We start from the raw sequence: 17,724 nt of genomic DNA on the forward strand, positions 1-17,724 counted from the left end.
GTTAATTATCTCTGTCGTGTTTTTGGATCGGTGGAACGGGGTCAAACCCGCCTTCATTCAAAGGGTGGCATTTTAATAGACGTTTGCCAGATAACCAACACCCTTTTACAAAACCGTGAACTCTCAGTGCTTCTATCGCATATGAGGAACAGGTTGGAGTAAACCGGCATCGAGGGCCGATTAGCGGACTAATAGTCCATTGGTAAAGTTTTACTAAACCAATGGCTATCCACGTGAAGGGCGAGATAGGCGTTGCCATAACTTTTCGAACAAAGTAAATAGTTCTTCATTGCTCAAATACTGCGCGCTATTTTTCGCTATTACAACAAAATCTTTATTAGGAAGTTTGTGCTGTTGAAGACGAAAACTTTCTCTAGATAAACGCTTAAAGCGGTTACGACCGACGGCAGTTTTAATTTGTTTTTTTGGAACAGCTAAACCTAAACGAGGGTGAGAAAGATTATTGTTGCGGGCAATGATTGTGAAATGAGGAGAGCCAGCTCGATGAGCTTGCTGAAAGACATTTTTATAATGCTCGGGAGTTAACAAGCGTAACTCCCGATTGAATGCGTACGTACTCAAAATAATTTATGGATTATTTTGAAAGGCGCTTACGGCCTTTTGCACGACGTGCATTAATTACTTTACGACCGTTCGCTGTCGCCATGCGAGCACGGAAACCGTGAGTACGCTTGCGCTTTAGAACTGTAGGTTGAAAAGTGCGTTTGCTCATTGTAAATACCTTACTGATCAGTAGTTTTTAGGTTTGTTAAACCCGGCGTGGGCTTTGTGTCTTCTCTTTATATAAAGAAAGGACTATCCGACGCCTCTCAACAAAGAGGCGGAATTGTAATCACTGTCACAAAAGGTGTCAATGATTGGGTTTGCCGAAGTCCTGTTCAGTTTCTCAAATTACTAAGAAATCGAGGCTTCGGTTTTCCGGTCGGGCGATTATACGGAGTCTCGGTAAAATCTCAAGGATCCTTATTCGATCCCAACCATATTTAAGAATTTCTTTAAACGAGGATCCTGTGGATTACCAAAAATATCCTGTGGAGAACCTTGCTCGACGATATTACCTTCAGCCATGAAGATCACTCTATCCGCGACTTCTCTGGCAAACTGCATCTCGTGAGTAACCACTAACATTGTTTGATGTTGCGTGGCGAGTTTTTTCATCAATGCAAGAACTTCACCTACCCATTCTGGATCCAGTGCAGATGTTGGCTCATCAAACAGTAGTAATTCAGGTTGTAGAGCCATTGCTCTGCCAATACCGACACGTTGCTGCTGACCACCAGAAAGCGCTGAAGGGTAGCTGTCTCCCTTGTCTCCAAGTCCAATATCATCAAGTATCTGCTGAGCACGAGCGAAAGCATCGCTCTTTTTCCAGCCTTTCACTGTAATCAGACCTTCAGCAATGTTCTGTCTTGCTGTCATATGTGAGAACAAGGCGTAGTTCTGAAACACAAAGCCTGTTTTGCGTCTGAGTGCGAGTTCTTCCGATTTACTGTGTGTTTGGCAGTCCACGGTCACATTATCAATAGTGATCGTCCCTTGGTCTGCTTGTTCTAGGAAGTTAACACAACGCAACAGAGTGGATTTGCCTGTACCGCTTGAGCCGATAATGACGATGATCTCTCCTTTATTAATAGAGAGATCGATGCCTTTGAGAACTTCGCTATCGCCAAAGCGTTTGTGAATGTTAGTTAAGTTGATCATCTTACATACGCCTTGTTGAGTTTGTTTTCAGCCCAAATCTGTACTCGTGTTAGAACCACAACCACAGCCCAGTAAATCAATGCTACCGCTAGGAATGCTTCGAAAAAGCGAAAACTCGAAGATGCTTCCATCTGAGCTTTAGCCATAATTTCCGCAACACCCAAAGTAAAGGCGAGGGAGGTCGACTTAATCATATCAATGAAGTAGTTCATCAGTGATGGCAAAGCCACACGTGTTGCTTGCGGTAATATAATGCGACGCATGGCTTGACTGGTGGTCATTCCCACAGAGAGGCTAGCTTCCATTTGGCTACGATCAATACCAATAATCGCCGCTCGAATACTTTCCGCCATATAAGCGGAGAAATGCAATGTGATACCAATGATTGCGGCACTGAAAGCATCAATCCCAACTAGGATCGGGAATATTTGTGGTAAACCATAATAAAGAAGGAATAGCTGTACTAATAGTGGCGTACCACGGAAGAAGCTGATGTAGAGCTGACTAAGTTGATCGAGCACCGGAACTTTGAACACTCGAATGTTGGCCAAAATGACAGAAAGAATCAGTGAGAAAAACATTCCCCATGTCGCCATTTCCATGGTGGTGCCAAGATACTTGAGCAGTATCGGCATCAGATCCAGCATGTATTGAAAGTCAAAACCCATTTACTTCCCCTTAAAGACAACAAAAGGCGGGATCATACAATCCCACCTTAATCACTACAGCTTAGCTTATTTATTAGTAATATCAGTGCCAAACCACTTGTTCGAGATTGTGCTTAGAGTACCGTCTGCACGAATAGCTGCAAGCGCTTGGTTAACTTCAGCTTGTAGCTTCTGGCCTTTTTCATTGTTCAGGAATGGCCAAGCGTTTTCGATGGTTTCGAAAGGCTTGCCTGCAAGTTGCAATGGTAGACCTGTTTTCTCGATGGTTTCTAGTACTGATAGACGGTCCATCACGAATGCGTCAGCACGGCCAAGAGCAACATCATGTTCAATGCCTGTGTCGTAAGTCTTAATGTTGATTTTGCCGTCTTTATCGTAATCACGTAGTAGCTGTTCAAAGTTTGAACCTAGGTTAACCGCAACGGTTTTGCCTGCTAGGTCTTCAATACCTTTGATGCTGCTATTACCCTTGCGAACTGCGATCTGAGCACCGTCAATAACATACGGGTCTGCAAACAGGTACTTCGCTTTACGAGCATCGGTAATTGTGATTTGGTTAGAAATCGTATCTATGCGGCCTGTTTCTAGCAGACCAAATAAGCCTGAGAAGTTTGAAGTGACAAACTCTACTTTGTAATCGTTACGTTTGGCGATTTCATTCCATACATCCACTTCAAAACCTTGCAGTTGGTCTTGCTTAACAAATGTAAATGGGAAGTAACGGCCAGACATGCCGACTTTAATATCTGTGGTTGCTTGAGCTGTAGAAGCGGCTAGAACAAGTGCTGCCACTGCTAGTTTAATCCAGTTTTTCATTTTCTAACTCCGAATGAATATAGGGCAGAATGTTACTGGTAAATGTGAGTTCAGAACAAATAACCTTATGTTATTAACAATAACCATAATAAGTTTTTATTTTGGGATAACTCACTAATTTTCTGGGATATGTGGGTAAAAATGGGGATGTTTATGTAGATCTTGACAATTGAGAAGGAAATATTGTGAATAACTTTGATCTTATTCACTGGATCTTCGATCAATTGCTGGCGATCTTAGTTATCAACAGGTAGAATTATCAACCTTTATCGATCATCAGATTAGAGTGAGAGCACCGTGTCATCTTCGCTATGGTTGCAATGCTTGCAACAGCTTCAAGAAGAATTACCAGCAGCAGAATTCAGCATGTGGGTTCGTCCGCTACAAGCGGAGCTCAATGATAATACTCTCACTTTGTTTGCCCCTAACCGTTTTGTGCTTGATTGGGTTCGCGATAAGTACATCAACAACATTAACTTATTGTTGAGAGAATATTGTGGCAACGATGTACCAAGCCTACGTTTTGAAGTGGGTAGTAAACCTGTAGCGGCTGCGAAGCCAGCGCCAAAGCGCTCTGCTGCAGACGTGGCAGCAGAATCATCTGCGCCAGCTCAACTTGCTCAGCGTCGTCCTGTTCATAAAACATGGGATGATGAATCTGTTGAAACGGATATCACTTATCGCTCAAACGTGAACCCTAAACATAAGTTCAATAACTTCGTTGAAGGTAAATCGAACCAGTTAGGTTTGGCGGCGGCTCGTCAGGTCGCGGATAATCCGGGAGCTGCGTATAACCCTCTATTTTTATACGGCGGTACAGGTTTAGGTAAAACTCACCTTTTACACGCTGTGGGTAATGCGATTGTCGATAACAAACCGAATGCAAAAGTGGTTTACATGCACTCTGAGCGCTTCGTTCAGGACATGGTTAAAGCACTGCAAAATAACGCGATTGAAGAATTTAAACGTTACTACCGTAGCGTTGATGCGTTATTGATCGATGATATTCAATTCTTTGCCAATAAAGAGCGCTCTCAAGAAGAGTTCTTCCATACTTTCAACGCCTTGTTGGAAGGTAACCAGCAAATCATCTTAACTTCTGACCGTTATCCAAAAGAGATTAACGGTGTAGAAGATCGCCTTAAATCTCGCTTTGGTTGGGGTTTAACGGTCGCGATTGAACCACCAGAGTTAGAAACTCGCGTGGCGATTTTGATGAAGAAAGCGGAAGATCACCAAATCCATCTTCCAGATGAAGTGGCGTTCTTTATTGCGAAACGTCTGCGTTCAAACGTTCGTGAGTTGGAAGGAGCACTTAACCGTGTTATCGCCAATGCGAACTTTACCGGTCGTCCAATTACGATTGATTTTGTTCGTGAAGCGCTGCGTGACTTGTTAGCGCTGCAAGAAAAACTGGTCACCATTGATAACATCCAAAAGACGGTTGCTGAATACTACAAAATCAAAATGGCGGATCTGTTATCAAAACGCCGCTCACGTTCAGTTGCGCGTCCTCGTCAGTTAGCTATGGCGCTAGCCAAAGAGCTGACTAACCACAGCTTGCCAGAAATTGGTGATGCTTTTGGTGGTCGCGACCATACCACTGTGCTTCACGCATGTCGTAAAATCGAGCAACTACGCGAAGAGAGCCACGACATAAAAGAAGACTACTCGAACTTGATTCGTACGCTTTCATCATAATTGCGCTATAGTTTGCGCTGATTTTGCGTCGTTAATCCGTCTATCGTTTAAGAGCACACTATGAAATTTACTATCGAACGTAGCCACTTCATTAAACCTCTACAACAAGTATCCGGCACTTTAGGTGGCCGTGCGTCACTGCCTATCTTAGGCAATTTGCTGATGAAAGTTGAAGATAATCAATTGTCGATGACGGCAACGGATTTGGAAGTTGAACTGATCAGTCGGGTGACGTTGGAAGGGGATTTTGAAGCGGGCAGTATTACCGTTCCTGCACGTAAATTTCTCGATATTTGCCGAGGTCTGCCCGATTCTGCAGTGATCACCGTTGTTTTGGAAGGTGATCGTATTCAGGTGCGCTCTGGTCGCAGCCGTTTCTCATTGGCGACATTGCCTGCGAACGATTTCCCAAATATTGAAGATTGGCAAAGTGAAGTTGAAATCTCACTCACTCAGGCAGAATTGCGTGGCCTGATTGAGAAAACTCAGTTTTCGATGGCAAACCAAGACGTGCGTTATTACTTAAATGGTATGTTGTTTGAAATTGATGGCAGTACGCTTCGCAGTGTGGCAACTGATGGTCACCGTATGGCGGTTTCCCAAACCGAATTAGGTGCCGATTTCGCTCACAAGCAGATCATCTTGCCGCGCAAAGGTGTATTGGAATTAGTGAAGCTGCTGGATGCTCCAGAACAATCTGTGGTATTGCAAATTGGTAGCTCAAATCTGCGTGCGGATGTGAACAACTTTGTCTTCACTTCTAAGCTAGTTGATGGCCGTTTCCCTGATTATCGACGCGTAATGCCGCAAAGTACCAACAAAGTATTGCTTGCGAACTGTGACGAGTTGCGTCAGTGTTTTTCACGCGCTGCAATTTTATCCAATGAAAAATTCCGTGGTGTACGTGTGAATCTGGATGACAACGAAATGCGCATCACAGCAAACAACCCGGAACAGGAAGAAGCGGAAGAGGTGCTAGATGTTACCTTCGAAGGCGACGCAATTGAGATCGGCTTCAACGTAAGCTACATCCTAGATGTGTTGAACACTCTTCGTTGTGATAACGTGCGTATCTCTATGTCAGATGCCAACGCTAGTGCGCTGGTGGAAAATGCGGAAGATGACAGCGCGATGTACGTCGTGATGCCTATTCGCCTGTAACCAAGAGTTAACTACGCGCTATGCCGCTAACCCGTCTGGTTATTCAGCAATTTCGTAATATTAAAGCCTGTGATATTTCATTATCATCAGGCTTTAACTTTCTTATTGGTGTCAATGGAAGTGGCAAAACCAGTGTCTTAGAAGCGATATATTTGCTCGGACATGGTCGCTCTTTTAAAAGTTCGCTCACGGGTAGAGTGATTCAAAATGAGTGTTCTGAACTGTTTGTTCACGGGCGTTTTTTGACCTCGGATCAATTTGAGTTACCTATTGGTATTAATAAGCAGCGTGACGGTTCAACTGAGGTTAAAATAGGCGGTCAATCTGGGCAAAAATTGGCACAGTTGGCACAAGTTTTACCATTGCAGTTGATTCATCCTGAAGGCTTTGATTTATTAACGGATGGACCGAAACAACGTCGATCATTTATTGATTGGGGTGTGTTTCATTCTGAACCTGCATTTTATGAAGCATGGGGAAGATTTAAGCGTTTAAGTAAACAACGTAATGCATTACTCAAAACAGCGACCAGCTATCGTGAGCTGAGTTATTGGGATCAAGAATTGGCTTTATTGGCTGAAAATATTGACCAATGGCGCCGAACTTACGTCGAACAAATGAAAGTTGTCGCAGAAGAGTTATGTCGCACGTTTTTACCCGAGTTTGATATTACGGTAAAGTACTACCGCGGTTGGGATAAAGAGACCCCATACCAGCAAATATTAGAAAAGAACTTCGAACGCGATCAACAGCTTGGCTACACCTTCAGTGGTCCGAATAAAGCTGATTTGAAGATAAAAGTTAACGGTACTCCGGTGGAAGATGTGCTTTCACGGGGGCAACTGAAATTAATGGTGTGTGCACTACGTGTCGCACAGGGCCAACACTTAACTGAGTTGACCGGGAAGCAATGCATCTACTTAATTGATGACTTTGCTTCCGAACTCGATAGCCAGCGTCGTAAGCGTCTTGCAGACTGCTTGAAGGCGACGCAGGCTCAAGTTTTTGTAAGTTCTATTACACAAAGCCAAGTTGCCGACATGGTCGAGCCAAACAGCAAGATGTTTCATGTGGAACATGGCACAATAGAGCAAGGATAATTTAGTCAGAGAGTAACTCATGTCGAATAATTACGATTCATCGAGTATTAAGGTACTAAAGGGTCTGGACGCTGTACGTAAACGTCCAGGTATGTACATCGGGGACACTGATGATGGCACCGGTCTACACCACATGGTTTTTGAGGTGGTGGATAACTCAATAGATGAAGCGTTAGCAGGTCACTGTAAAGACATCATCGTTACTATTCACGAAGATAACTCAGTATCGGTTAGCGATGACGGTCGTGGTATTCCAACTGAAATGCATGAAGAAGAGAATGTTTCTGCGGCAGAAGTTATCATGACAGTACTACACGCTGGTGGTAAGTTCGATGATAACTCTTACAAAGTATCAGGTGGTCTACATGGTGTAGGTGTGTCAGTGGTTAACGCACTATCGGAAAAAGTGCTTCTGACTATTTACCGCGGTGGTCACATCCATACTCAAACCTATCGCCACGGTGTGCCTCAAGAGCCACTATGCGTTGTTGGTGATACTGAAAAAACAGGTACGACGGTTCGTTTCTGGCCAAGCGCTGATACCTTTACCAATATCGAATTCCATTACGACATTCTTGCGAAACGTCTACGTGAGCTTTCATTCCTAAACTCAGGTGTATCAATCAAACTGATTGATGAGCGTGAAGAAGACAAACAAGACCACTTTATGTATGAAGGTGGTATCCAAGCGTTTGTTACTCACCTAAACCGCAATAAAACACCGATTCATGAGAAAGTGTTCCATTTTAACGCTGAGCGTGAAGATGGTATTAGCGTTGAAGTGGCGATGCAGTGGAACGACGGTTTCCAAGAAGGTATTTACTGCTTTACTAACAATATCCCACAGCGTGATGGTGGTACTCACTTAGCCGGTTTCCGTGCTGCGTTAACTCGTACGTTAAACACTTACATGGATAAAGAAGGCTACAGCAAGAAAGCCAAAACAGCGACGTCTGGTGACGATGCTCGTGAAGGTTTGACTGCGGTTGTTTCGGTTAAAGTTCCAGATCCAAAATTCTCAAGCCAAACCAAAGACAAACTGGTTTCTTCTGAAGTGAAATCTGCAGTTGAATCTGCAATGGGCGAGAAACTTAACGAGTTCCTAGCTGAGCATCCTTCTGAAGCGAAAATGGTTTGTAGCAAAATTATTGATGCGGCACGTGCTCGTGAAGCTGCGCGTAAAGCTCGTGAGATGACTCGTCGTAAAGGCGCGCTAGACCTTGCTGGTCTTCCAGGTAAACTTGCGGACTGTCAGGAAAAAGATCCTGCACTGTCTGAACTATACATTGTGGAAGGGGACTCTGCTGGCGGTTCAGCCAAGCAGGGACGTAACCGTAAGAACCAAGCAATTCTTCCGCTGAAAGGTAAGATTCTAAACGTTGAAAAAGCACGTTTTGATAAAATGCTCTCTTCTCAGGAAGTGGCAACACTGATTACTGCATTAGGTTGTGGTATCGGTCGCGATGAGTACAACCCAGATAAACTGCGTTACCACAATATCATCATCATGACCGATGCGGACGTCGATGGTTCGCACATTCGTACGCTACTGTTGACCTTCTTCTACCGTCAAATGCCTGAGCTTATCGAGCGCGGCTACATCTACATTGCACAGCCACCACTTTACAAAGTGAAGAAAGGTAAACAAGAGCAATACATCAAAGATGAAGATGCGATGGAACAATACCAAGTTTCTTTAGCTTTAGACGGTGCAGCACTGCATGTAAACGCGGATGCTCCAGCATTAGCAGGTGCTCCTCTTGAGCAGCTTGTACACCAGTACAATGCAGCGATTAAGTTGATTGGTCGTATGAGTCGTCGTTACCCATACTCTATGGTTCAAGAGTTTATGTATGTTCCTCGTTTGAGTGCAGAACAATGCCAAGACCAAGCAGCAGTGGATGCATGGACAAAAGTGCTGGTTGAGCAATTGAATGCGAAAGAGTCAGGTGCAAGCCAATACAGCTACCAAGTTGAACACAACGCAGAGCAAAACATTTATTCACCGAAGATTGTAGTTCGTACTCACGGTGTGACTTACGAATACTTGATCAGTATTGACCTGCTTAACTCAAGAGAGTACGGCAAACTGGCTGACACTTCAGAAGCTCTAAGTGGCTTGATTGAAGAGGGTGCTTTCATCAAGCGTGGTGAGCGTACTCAACCAGTAGACAGCTTCTCTGCTGCACTAGACTGGCTGATTAAAGAGTCTCGTCGTGGTCTTTCTCTGCAACGATACAAAGGTCTTGGTGAGATGAACCCAGATCAGCTTTGGGAAACCACTATGGACCCAGAAACTCGTCGTATGATGCAAGTAACCATTGAAGATGCGGTAGGTGCTGATGAGCTGTTTACCACACTGATGGGTGACCAAGTTGAACCTCGTCGTGCGTTCATCGAGAACAACGCTCTGAAAGTAGCTAACCTAGACGTGTAGTTCACGCAAGAGTTAGTCGAAATAACAAAAAGGCGCACTTTAGAGTGCGCCTTTTTTATGCTTGTTGTTTTGACCTTTGCCTATTGAGTATTGCGTAACTCGCGACGCAGTACTTTTCCAACCGCCGATTTCGGAAGCTGTTCATGGAAAGTAATCCGCTTTGGCACCTTATAGTTAGTGAGGTGTTGGCGACAGAAGTGGATAATATCGCCTTCGTCTAATGGCTCAAGTGTTGCGACATGAGCGTGCACTAACTCACCAGTATGCTCGTCATGATCGCCGACTACCGCAGCTTCAAAAATGTGCTGGTGGCTACATAGAATATCTTCTACTTCGTTTGGATAAACATTGAAGCCAGAGACAATAATCATATCTTTAAGACGATCCACAATTTGTACTTGGCCATCGGTTTTAATCAGCCCCACATCACCAGTTTTAAAGAAACCATTAATAATCGAGTTGTTGGTTTCATCTGGGCGTTGCCAGTAGCCTGGCATGACTTGCGGCCCTTTCACCACAAGCTCACCAACTTCACCTTGGGCGACAGGCTTATTATTGATGTCCCAAACTTGGACTTCAGTTTCAACCAATGGAATACCGACACAACCAACCTGTTCTTTTCCAAACTCGTTGAGGGTAATCACAGGTGAAGTTTCTGATAACCCCCAACCTTCAGTGATGGTGCATCCCGTTGTTTGGTACCAGACATGAAATGCTTTGCTGGTCAGCATCGAACCACCGGAAAGTGTTACTTTTAGGTGACTAAAATCGACAGATGAAATCTCTGGGTGTTGGTAAAGTCCCATAAACAGAGTATTGATACCGGATAATCCAGAAAAACGAACGTTTTTCAGTGTGTTCACAAATCCATCCATATCACGTGGATTAGGGATCAGGATATTTTGAACCCCAATACTGAACAGGCTGATCATGTTCACGGTAAAAGCATAGATATGATAAAGCGGTAGCGGGCAGACAAAACTGTCTTCGCCTTCAATCATCTTCTGTGCCAGACGAATATTCATCTGGGCAGCATTGGACATTAGGTTGCTATGTGTGAGACAGGCACCTTTAGACACACCTGTTGTGCCACCCGTGTATTGGATAACAGCAATATCATCGGCAATCGCACTGTTCTCAGCTACTGCTGGTAGATGTTTACCTGCGGATATGGCGCTATTAAAGTCACTATAGTTACCGCGATCTTGTTCTTGCTGGATTAACAGATCTGGGGCTGCAGTAACGATCACATGTTTAATATTCAGCTCAGATTCTATTGCTTGGTATTTTGGTACTAAGTCTTCCAGAATGATCAGTGCTTTTACGCCGGAATCACTAAACTGATGTTTCATCTCTCTTGAGGTGTAGAGAGGATTGGTATTAACAATAATCAGTCCTGCTCGGAGTGCTGCATAGGCTGCAATAGGGTACTGAGTTAAGTTTGGTAGCTGAATTGCAATTCGGTCACCCGCCTCTAACCCGCATTCATGGCGCAGCCATTGTGCTAAGTAGCGAGATTTTTGTTCAATATCCTCATAAGTCAATGTTTGCCCTAAACAATGAAATGCAGGCTTATCGCTATAACGAGAAAATCCATCTTCAAGTAATTGCGCTAGGTTATTGAATTTATTTGTGTAGTGGTAGGCATCTTTGATCATGTTCTATTCGTTCCTTTTATGCATGACGGCAGATACGGTGTAGGAGTTCTATCTTAGGTTTAGCACCGTTATCAGGCTTATTAGATATACAATTGAGGGAGAATGTCGACCTAACTCTCTTTTAACATTGTATTAACAATAAGCGAGTCTAACTGAGCCAATTTTTTTGGCTATAGTCTTGAACGGTATATTGTGCGGATTGGAGCTAATTTGTGATAGGTATTCAATACTCTTGATACTTTTATCATTTTTTATGCAATCAGATGCCAAATGGGTAGCTTTTATAAAAACAAAAAATTATTTAAGTGAGACTTGAAAGAGTAAAAGGTGACCTTATATCTAATTATGAAGCAGGAAATGCCGCAGCTGGTGGGTTTCCACTGACTCGTCCAAAAGGAGAGTCCGCTTCATTATTTAGCATCTAATCAATGCATCATTTAAAAATATTGCTTCACAGAAGGATACTTATTATGAGAACTGTAGATTTTACTCCTCTATACCGCAACGCAATTGGTTTTGATCGTCTTCTAAACATGATGGAAGCAAACGCAGCCAAAAATAGCCAAGGCGGCTTTCCTCCATACAACATCGAGCAGCAAGAAGAGAACAAGTTCCGCATCACTATGGCGGTCGCTGGATTTGCTGACGAAGAGCTAGATATCACTCAACAAGAAAACACCTTAATTGTGCGTGGTGAACGTAAACCAACAGAAGAAAAAAAATACGTTTATCAGGGTATAGCCGAGCGTGATTTCGAACGTAAGTTCCAACTAGCGGACTACGTAAAAGTGATTGGCGCAACGATGGAAAATGGCTTGCTACATATTGATCTGGAAAGAGAAACGCCAGAAGCCATGCAGCCACGTAAAATTGCCATTAACGGCAAACATCTACTAGAGAATTAATCGTTAGTAGAGAACGAATAGCAGAAAGCCCGCGAGTAAGCGGGCTTTTTCGTTTCTTAGGCTTAGTTTTCTAGGCTTTAGTTACTTAGACGAGAAGTAACAAGATTAGCCTTCTAAATACGCTTTCTTCACTTCTTCAGCAATCACTGCAATGCCTTTTTGCATTGCTTCATCATCCTGAACGTAGTTCATGCGTAGACATTGATGAGCGTGAGCCCAATCTTCCTTCTGACCAATAAAGAAATACTCACCCGGAACAATCAGAACACCGCGATCTTTCAGGCGTTTGTATAGCTCCATGGTAGTGATTGGCAGTTCATCAAACCACAGCCAAAGGAAAATGGCGCCTTCAGGTTTATGAATTCGGAATCGCTTATCATCGATAGCTTGCTGCAGAAGTTCGACTGCACGCTGAGATTTTTGTTTGTAGAAAGGTCTAATGACCTCTTCACTCAGACGCAATAAGTCGTTTTTTTCAATGATGCGGTGTGCCAAAGCTGGACCGATACTGCCTGGTGCTAAGCTAATGATGCCGTTCATGTTGCTTAGAGCTTCAGTGACTTGTTCATTGGCAATTACGATACCGCAGCGTACGCCCGGTAGACCGAGTTTTGACAAGCTCATGCAAAGAATGGTGTTTTCATTCCAGAATGGTTCCACATCTTCAAAAATGATGTTTGGAAACGGCACGCCATAAGCGTTATCCACAAGTAGTGGAATATTGTTCTCACGTGCCAATTGGTCGAGTTTGTGAATCTCTTCTTCGGTTAATACGTTACCTGTTGGGTTCGTTGGGCGAGAGGCGCAGATTGCTGCCACCGAATCATCAATTTTTAGCTGCTCGAAATCCACATGGTATTTGAACAAACCGTTATCGAGTAACTCAATTTCTGGGTGGTATGAAACGAAAATATCTTCGTCAATACCAGCATCACCGTAACCAATGTATTCCGGTGCCAGAGGCAATAAAATCTTCTTAAATCTGCCGTCTGGCTGTTTACCGGCAAACAGGTTGAACAGATAGAAGAAACCACTTTGACTGCCGTTGGTTAAGCTGATGTTCTTTTCTGAAATGTCCCAGCCATAGGTATCACGCAGCAGTTTTGCTAACGCGCTGATAAAAACATCTTTACCTTGAGGGCCATCGTAGTTGGTCATTCCAGCCAGTAAAGAGCCATCGGCCAGCATTTCTTCGGTTGTCAGTCGGAAATAATCGAGCATTTCAGGAATGGCGGCTGGGTTACCTCCACCAAGCATGATGGCACCCGGTGTGCGTAAACCATCATTCAAATCATCCATTAATTGGGTTATTCCAGAATATCGATTAAATTTCTCGCCAAAAGTTGAAAACTGCATTACTGACTACCTGGTGGTTATGTTTATTTGAGGATTTTCGGCGGATAGATTCTCAGCCGTTTAGAATAGTTCCTGAACATACCGTAATGCTTTTGTGAGGCAAAGCACTATTTCTTACGATGTAAAAAAAGCGGCGCAACTCGGAGGAGTCAGGCCGCTTTTTCAAGCTTTAGTGCGATAAGCTCAGTGTTTTAAACTGAGCGACTCGATTACTTTTGCAGTAATGAGATATCCGCAATTTGCAGGAACAAGTTACGTAGGTTGTTAAGCAGTGTTAAGCGGTTTTTCTTCAGCGCTTCATCATCTGCCATTACCATAACGTTATCAAAGAACGCATCTACTGGCTCACGTAGCGCAGCAAGTTGGCTCAATGCTTGTTGGTAGTTACCCGTTGCAAATGCAGGTTCTAACGCTTCAGTTAGCACTTCAACGTTTTCAGCCAGAGCTTTCTCTGCATCTTCCTGAAGAAGGGACAGTTCAATCTCAGTTGACAGTTCGCCTTCGAATTTAGCCAGAATGTTACCCACACGTTTGTTTGCTGCTGCCAGTGATTCAGCTGCATCCAATTCACGGAAGTGAGAAACGGCTTTAACACGTTGGTCAAAGTCTGCAGGTTTAGTTGGACGGCGAGCCAGCACCGCTTGGATGATGTCTACGCTGAAACCTTCATCTTGGTACCATGCACGGAAACGACCTAGCATAAACTCAATCACGTCTTGTTCAACGTTATCGTTAGTTAGACGGCTACTACCATCTGCTTGGGCAAACAGTGATTTCGCTTTCGCGACAAGGTCTACTAAGTCTAAGTTGTAACCGTATTCGACGATGATACGCAGAACACCCAATGATGCGCGGCGTAGTGCAAATGGGTCACTGCCTTTTGGTGCTTGGCCAATACCGAAGATACCCACGATAGTGTCCAGTTTATCTGCCATAGCAACGGCTGCAGAAACACCATTGGTTGGTAGGCTGTCACCGGCAAAACGAGGCATGTACTGCTCGTTTAGTGCCACTGCCACTTCTTCTGCTTCACCGTCGTGGCGCGCGTAGTGCATGCCCATAACACCTTGAGTATCGGTAAACTCGAATACCATTGATGTCATTAGGTCACACTTCGCTAGCAGACCCGCACGTTTTGACTTCTCAACATCCGCACCGATTTGCTCAGCAATGTAGCCTGCAAGCTCTGTAATACGATCTGTTTTGTCTTTGATGGTGCCCAGTTTTTGCTGGAAGATTGCCGTTTCTAGCTGAGGAAGACGATCAACCAGTTTGCTCTTCAGGTCAGTGTTGAAGAAGAACTCTGCATCAGCAAGACGTGGACGAACTACTTTCTCGTTACCTTCAATAACATGGCGAGGCTCTTTAGACTCGATGTTTGATACGAAGATAAAGTTAGGTAGCAGTTTCTTATCTGCGTCATACACTGGGAAGTACTTCTGGTCGCCTTTCATGGTGTAAACCAAAGCTTCTGAAGGTACTTTAAGGAACTTTTCTTCAAACTTAGCCGTAAGCACAACAGGCCATTCAACCAGTGAAGTCACTTCTTCTACAAGGTCGTCTTCTAGGTCTGCAACGCCGCCAACTTCTTGTGCTGCTTTTTGAGCATCAGCAATGATGGTGGCTTTACGAGCATCGTAATCAGCGATGACTTTACCGCGCTCTTCCAGAATCGCCGGGTATTGAGATGCAGAATCGATAGTGAACTCTGCTTCACCCATGAAACGGTGACCACGGATAGTACGAGAAGAACTTACACCAAGGATTTCACCTTCGATAAGTTCATCACCGAACAGAATGGTTAGCGTTTTAACTGGGCGGATAAATTGCGTTTCTTTATCACCCCAACGCATTGGTTTCGCGATAGGCAGGTTAGCCAGTGCTTTTGCCGCGAGTTCAATAACCACAGCTTTTGCTTCTTGGCCTTTCACTTCTTGTTTGTAAAGCAGCCATTCACCTTGATCTGTCTTCAGGCGATCGGCTTGTTCAACCGTGATGCCATTACCACGAGCCCAGCCTTGAGCTGCTTTGGTAGGATTACCGTCTGCATCAAAAGCAACCGAAATTGCAGGACCACGTTTTTCAACCACTTTATCCGCTTGGCCTTCAGCAAGGTTAGCGACTTTAAGAGCCAAACGACGTGGAGTTGCAAACCACTTAATACCGTCATGAGCAAGGTCAGCGGCTTTTAGTTCTGCTTCGAAGTTCGCTGCAAAAGCTTCTGCTAATGTACGAAGCTGCGTTGGTGGTAGCTCTTCAGTACCTAATTCAATTAGAAATTCTTTTGCCATCTTATTTGTCCTCACCCTTTTTACACATAGGGAAGCCCAAAGCTTCACGAGATGCGTAGTACGCTTCTGCAACCGATTTCGTTAGGTTACGAATACGTAGGATGTAACGCTGACGTTCCGTTACTGAGATAGCTTTACGCGCATCCAGTAGGTTGAACGCGTGACCAGCTTTCAAAATACGTTCGTAAGCTGGTAGCGGAAGAGGCTTTTCAAGCTCAAGCAGGTGTTTACACTCTTTTTCGCACTGGTCGAAGAAGGTGAATAGGAAATCCACATCTGCGTGTTCGAAGTTGTAAGTGGATTGCTCAACTTCGTTTTGATGGAAAATGTCACCATAGGTTACTTTGCCTAGTGGGCCATCTGTCCATACCAAGTCATACACAGAATCCACGCCCTGAATATACATCGCTAGACGTTCGATACCGTAAGTGATCTCACCGGTAACAGGCTTACACTCTAGACCACCAACTTGTTGGAAGTAAGTGAACTGAGTCACTTCCATACCGTTTAGCCAAACTTCCCAGCCTAAACCCCATGCACCTAGTGTTGGGTTTTCCCAGTTATCTTCCACGAAACGAATATCGTGGACTTGTGGGTCAATACCCAGCGTTTCCAAAGAGCCTAGGTAAAGCTCCTGAATGTTATCTGGTGACGGTTTAATGATTACCTGGAACTGGTAGTAGTGCTGAAGACGGTTAGGGTTTTCACCGTAACGACCATCAGTTGGACGGCGTGAAGGTTGAACATACGCTGTAGCGATTGGCTCTGGGCCAAGAGCTCGTAAGCACGTCATTGGGTGAGACGTACCTGCGCCCACTTCCATATCTAATGGTTGAACAATGGTACAGCCTTGTTGGGCCCAATAATCCTGCAGCGCGAGGATCATACCCTGAAAGGTTTTGATATCGTATTTTTGCATAGTCAGGTTCGCGCGATTCTTCTGTCTGAATTGATAAAAAATAACGATCAAGTATACCCAGTTATTCCCTGACAAAGTAGTGCCAATATTGCTTAATTATTAGCTTAAACTTTCTTTTGGGAGAGTTTTTGTCGTTTACTCGTCGTTCTTGTTTAAAAAGAGAAAGGCTTAAATAGAGATGTTTGGTTAATTTAAGGTTGAGATCAATAGTAATGCTATATAGAATTCGGCCTGTCTTTGGGGAGTAGCTTATCGGGCGCTGTGGCAAACAGTACCGATTCGTTCGTCAACATAATTGGTGCAAAATCACCATGGCGTCCGAGACTCGAAGCCCTTCGAGTTTAGCAAGACCTTAGACAAACACCGCGAACTTGGGTAGGGCGTGGGGTTTGTCTATGGTTTATATAATAATCCCTACCCTAATGAGTAGGTCGTGAGCGTTTTAGCTATTTCAATTACAACTGTCGCCTTAGCCGAAATTGGTGACAAAACCCAGTTACTATCTCTTCTGTTAGCCAGCCGTTACCGTAAACCGGTACCAATTATTGCTGCTATTTTCCTTGCAACCGTTGTTAATCACGCATTAGCTGCTTGGTTAGGTGTTGTGGTTGCCGATTATTTATCTCCGGAAATCCTTAAATGGGTGGTTGTTGTCAGTTTCTTAGCTATGGCTGGCTGGGTGTTGATTCCAGATAAACTAGATGATGACGAAGAAATCTCGAATCGCGGACCTTTTATTGCCAGCTTTATCGCGTTCTTTGTTGCTGAGATTGGTGACAAAACTCAGATTGCGACTTCTATTCTTGGTGCCCAATTTGCTGATGCATTAACCATGGTGGTTTTGGGTACAACGATTGGTATGCTGCTGGCGAACGTTCCGGTTGTTCTGATTGGCAAATTGTCTGCTGACAAACTTCCTTTAGGTATCATTCGAAAAGTCACTGCTTTGTTGTTCTTGGCGTTAGCGGCGGGCACGGCTTTCTTATAAAT

At 44.1% G+C, this 17,724-nt stretch carries 16 protein-coding genes; 6 read left to right on the forward strand and 10 right to left on the reverse strand.

Annotated elements, in window-relative coordinates; all coding sequences use genetic code 11:
* Position 1: 1 nt before the first annotated feature.
* From yidD to HUO09_RS20625, 6 genes are all read right to left on the reverse strand, one after another.
* Positions 2–259 carry a membrane protein insertion efficiency factor YidD gene (yidD, locus tag HUO09_RS20600; protein WP_081878773.1) on the reverse strand — a complete coding sequence of 86 codons (258 nt, stop codon included), beginning with the start codon at positions 257–259 and terminating at the stop codon, positions 2–4.
* A complete protein-coding gene (gene rnpA, locus HUO09_RS20605) occupies positions 226–549 on the reverse strand; it encodes a ribonuclease P protein component (RefSeq protein ID WP_237292831.1) in 324 nt (107 codons plus the stop codon). The genes yidD and rnpA overlap by 34 nt, the downstream gene beginning before the upstream one ends.
* A 46-nt stretch (positions 550–595) precedes the next feature.
* The gene (gene rpmH / locus HUO09_RS20610) at positions 596–733 is read right to left on the reverse strand and encodes a 50S ribosomal protein L34 (RefSeq protein ID WP_004728723.1); all 138 of its coding nucleotides are present in this window, start codon (positions 731–733) and stop codon (positions 596–598) included.
* A 251-nt stretch (positions 734–984) separates the two neighbouring features.
* Positions 985–1,722: an amino acid ABC transporter ATP-binding protein gene (locus tag HUO09_RS20615; protein WP_167412271.1), complete on the reverse strand. Its 738-nt coding sequence runs from the start codon at positions 1,720–1,722 to the stop codon at positions 985–987.
* Positions 1,719–2,390 carry an amino acid ABC transporter permease gene (locus HUO09_RS20620; RefSeq protein ID WP_167412270.1) on the reverse strand — a complete coding sequence of 224 codons (672 nt, stop codon included), beginning with the start codon at positions 2,388–2,390 and terminating at the stop codon, positions 1,719–1,721. The genes HUO09_RS20615 and HUO09_RS20620 overlap by 4 nt, the downstream gene beginning before the upstream one ends.
* A 66-nt stretch (positions 2,391–2,456) precedes the next feature.
* Positions 2,457–3,206 (reverse strand): amino acid ABC transporter substrate-binding protein, encoded by a 750-nt coding sequence (locus HUO09_RS20625; protein WP_167412269.1) that lies wholly within the window; start codon positions 3,204–3,206, stop codon positions 2,457–2,459.
* A gap of 297 nt (positions 3,207–3,503) precedes the next feature.
* Here HUO09_RS20625 and dnaA point away from each other — a divergent pair, with 297 nt between their 5' ends.
* From dnaA to gyrB, 4 genes are read left to right on the forward strand one after another with little or no spacing between them, the layout of a single operon-like run.
* A complete protein-coding gene (gene dnaA, locus HUO09_RS20630; protein ID WP_167412268.1) occupies positions 3,504–4,907 on the forward strand; it encodes a chromosomal replication initiator protein DnaA in 1,404 nt (467 codons plus the stop codon).
* A 60-nt stretch (positions 4,908–4,967) separates the two neighbouring features.
* Positions 4,968–6,068: a DNA polymerase III subunit beta gene (dnaN, locus tag HUO09_RS20635; protein ID WP_167412267.1), complete on the forward strand. Its 1,101-nt coding sequence runs from the start codon at positions 4,968–4,970 to the stop codon at positions 6,066–6,068.
* Between the two features lie 20 nt (positions 6,069–6,088).
* On the forward strand, positions 6,089–7,168 hold the full coding sequence (recF, locus tag HUO09_RS20640) for a DNA replication/repair protein RecF (protein WP_167412266.1): 1,080 nt from the start codon (positions 6,089–6,091) through the stop codon (positions 7,166–7,168).
* Positions 7,169–7,187: 19 nt separating this feature from the next.
* The gene (gene gyrB / locus HUO09_RS20645) at positions 7,188–9,605 is read left to right on the forward strand and encodes a DNA topoisomerase (ATP-hydrolyzing) subunit B (protein ID WP_188235179.1); all 2,418 of its coding nucleotides are present in this window, start codon (positions 7,188–7,190) and stop codon (positions 9,603–9,605) included.
* An 80-nt stretch (positions 9,606–9,685) separates the two neighbouring features.
* Here the strand turns inward: gyrB and HUO09_RS20650 are convergent, their stop codons facing one another.
* Entirely contained in the window at positions 9,686–11,263 is a 1,578-nt protein-coding gene (locus HUO09_RS20650) for an AMP-binding protein (protein ID WP_188235180.1), read from the reverse strand.
* A gap of 470 nt (positions 11,264–11,733) precedes the next feature.
* On the opposite strand from HUO09_RS20650, the gene HUO09_RS20655 reads away from it, so the two are divergent.
* A complete protein-coding gene (locus tag HUO09_RS20655) occupies positions 11,734–12,168 on the forward strand; it encodes an Hsp20 family protein (RefSeq protein WP_167412263.1) in 435 nt (144 codons plus the stop codon).
* Positions 12,169–12,273: 105 nt separating this feature from the next.
* Here HUO09_RS20655 and HUO09_RS20660 read toward each other — a convergent pair whose 3' ends face one another.
* The 3 genes from HUO09_RS20660 to glyQ form a co-directional block, all read right to left on the reverse strand.
* Positions 12,274–13,524: a valine--pyruvate transaminase gene (locus tag HUO09_RS20660; RefSeq protein WP_188235181.1), complete on the reverse strand. Its 1,251-nt coding sequence runs from the start codon at positions 13,522–13,524 to the stop codon at positions 12,274–12,276.
* Positions 13,525–13,733: 209 nt separating this feature from the next.
* Positions 13,734–15,815: a glycine--tRNA ligase subunit beta gene (gene glyS, locus HUO09_RS20665; RefSeq protein ID WP_188235182.1), complete on the reverse strand. Its 2,082-nt coding sequence runs from the start codon at positions 15,813–15,815 to the stop codon at positions 13,734–13,736.
* A 1-nt stretch (position 15,816) separates the two neighbouring features.
* On the reverse strand, positions 15,817–16,734 hold the full coding sequence (gene glyQ / locus HUO09_RS20670; RefSeq protein ID WP_167412260.1) for a glycine--tRNA ligase subunit alpha: 918 nt from the start codon (positions 16,732–16,734) through the stop codon (positions 15,817–15,819).
* Between the two features lie 433 nt (positions 16,735–17,167).
* Here glyQ and HUO09_RS20675 point away from each other — a divergent pair, with 433 nt between their 5' ends.
* A complete protein-coding gene (locus HUO09_RS20675) occupies positions 17,168–17,722 on the forward strand; it encodes a TMEM165/GDT1 family protein (protein ID WP_188235183.1) in 555 nt (184 codons plus the stop codon).
* The last annotated feature ends 2 nt before the right edge of the window (positions 17,723–17,724 follow it).

Source organism: Vibrio sp. Y2-5 (assembly GCF_014596725.1).
Taxonomy (GTDB): Bacteria; Pseudomonadota; Gammaproteobacteria; order Enterobacterales; family Vibrionaceae; genus Vibrio.

Coding starts and splice junctions, on each gene's coding strand:
- yidD (WP_081878773.1), bottom strand. CDS start 259: ATGGCAACGCCTATCTCGCCCTTCACGTGGATAGCCATTGGTTTAGTA.
- rpmH (WP_004728723.1), bottom strand. CDS start 733: ATGAGCAAACGCACTTTTCAACCTACAGTTCTAAAGCGCAAGCGTACT.
- HUO09_RS20615 (WP_167412271.1), bottom strand. CDS start 1,722: ATGATCAACTTAACTAACATTCACAAACGCTTTGGCGATAGCGAAGTT.
- HUO09_RS20620 (WP_167412270.1), bottom strand. CDS start 2,390: ATGGGTTTTGACTTTCAATACATGCTGGATCTGATGCCGATACTGCTC.
- HUO09_RS20625 (WP_167412269.1), bottom strand. CDS start 3,206: ATGAAAAACTGGATTAAACTAGCAGTGGCAGCACTTGTTCTAGCCGCT.
- dnaN (WP_167412267.1), top strand. CDS start 4,968: ATGAAATTTACTATCGAACGTAGCCACTTCATTAAACCTCTACAACAA.
- recF (WP_167412266.1), top strand. CDS start 6,089: ATGCCGCTAACCCGTCTGGTTATTCAGCAATTTCGTAATATTAAAGCC.
- gyrB (WP_188235179.1), top strand. CDS start 7,188: ATGTCGAATAATTACGATTCATCGAGTATTAAGGTACTAAAGGGTCTG.
- HUO09_RS20650 (WP_188235180.1), bottom strand. CDS start 11,263: ATGATCAAAGATGCCTACCACTACACAAATAAATTCAATAACCTAGCG.
- HUO09_RS20655 (WP_167412263.1), top strand. CDS start 11,734: ATGAGAACTGTAGATTTTACTCCTCTATACCGCAACGCAATTGGTTTT.
- HUO09_RS20660 (WP_188235181.1), bottom strand. CDS start 13,524: ATGCAGTTTTCAACTTTTGGCGAGAAATTTAATCGATATTCTGGAATA.
- glyS (WP_188235182.1), bottom strand. CDS start 15,815: ATGGCAAAAGAATTTCTAATTGAATTAGGTACTGAAGAGCTACCACCA.
- glyQ (WP_167412260.1), bottom strand. CDS start 16,734: ATGCAAAAATACGATATCAAAACCTTTCAGGGTATGATCCTCGCGCTG.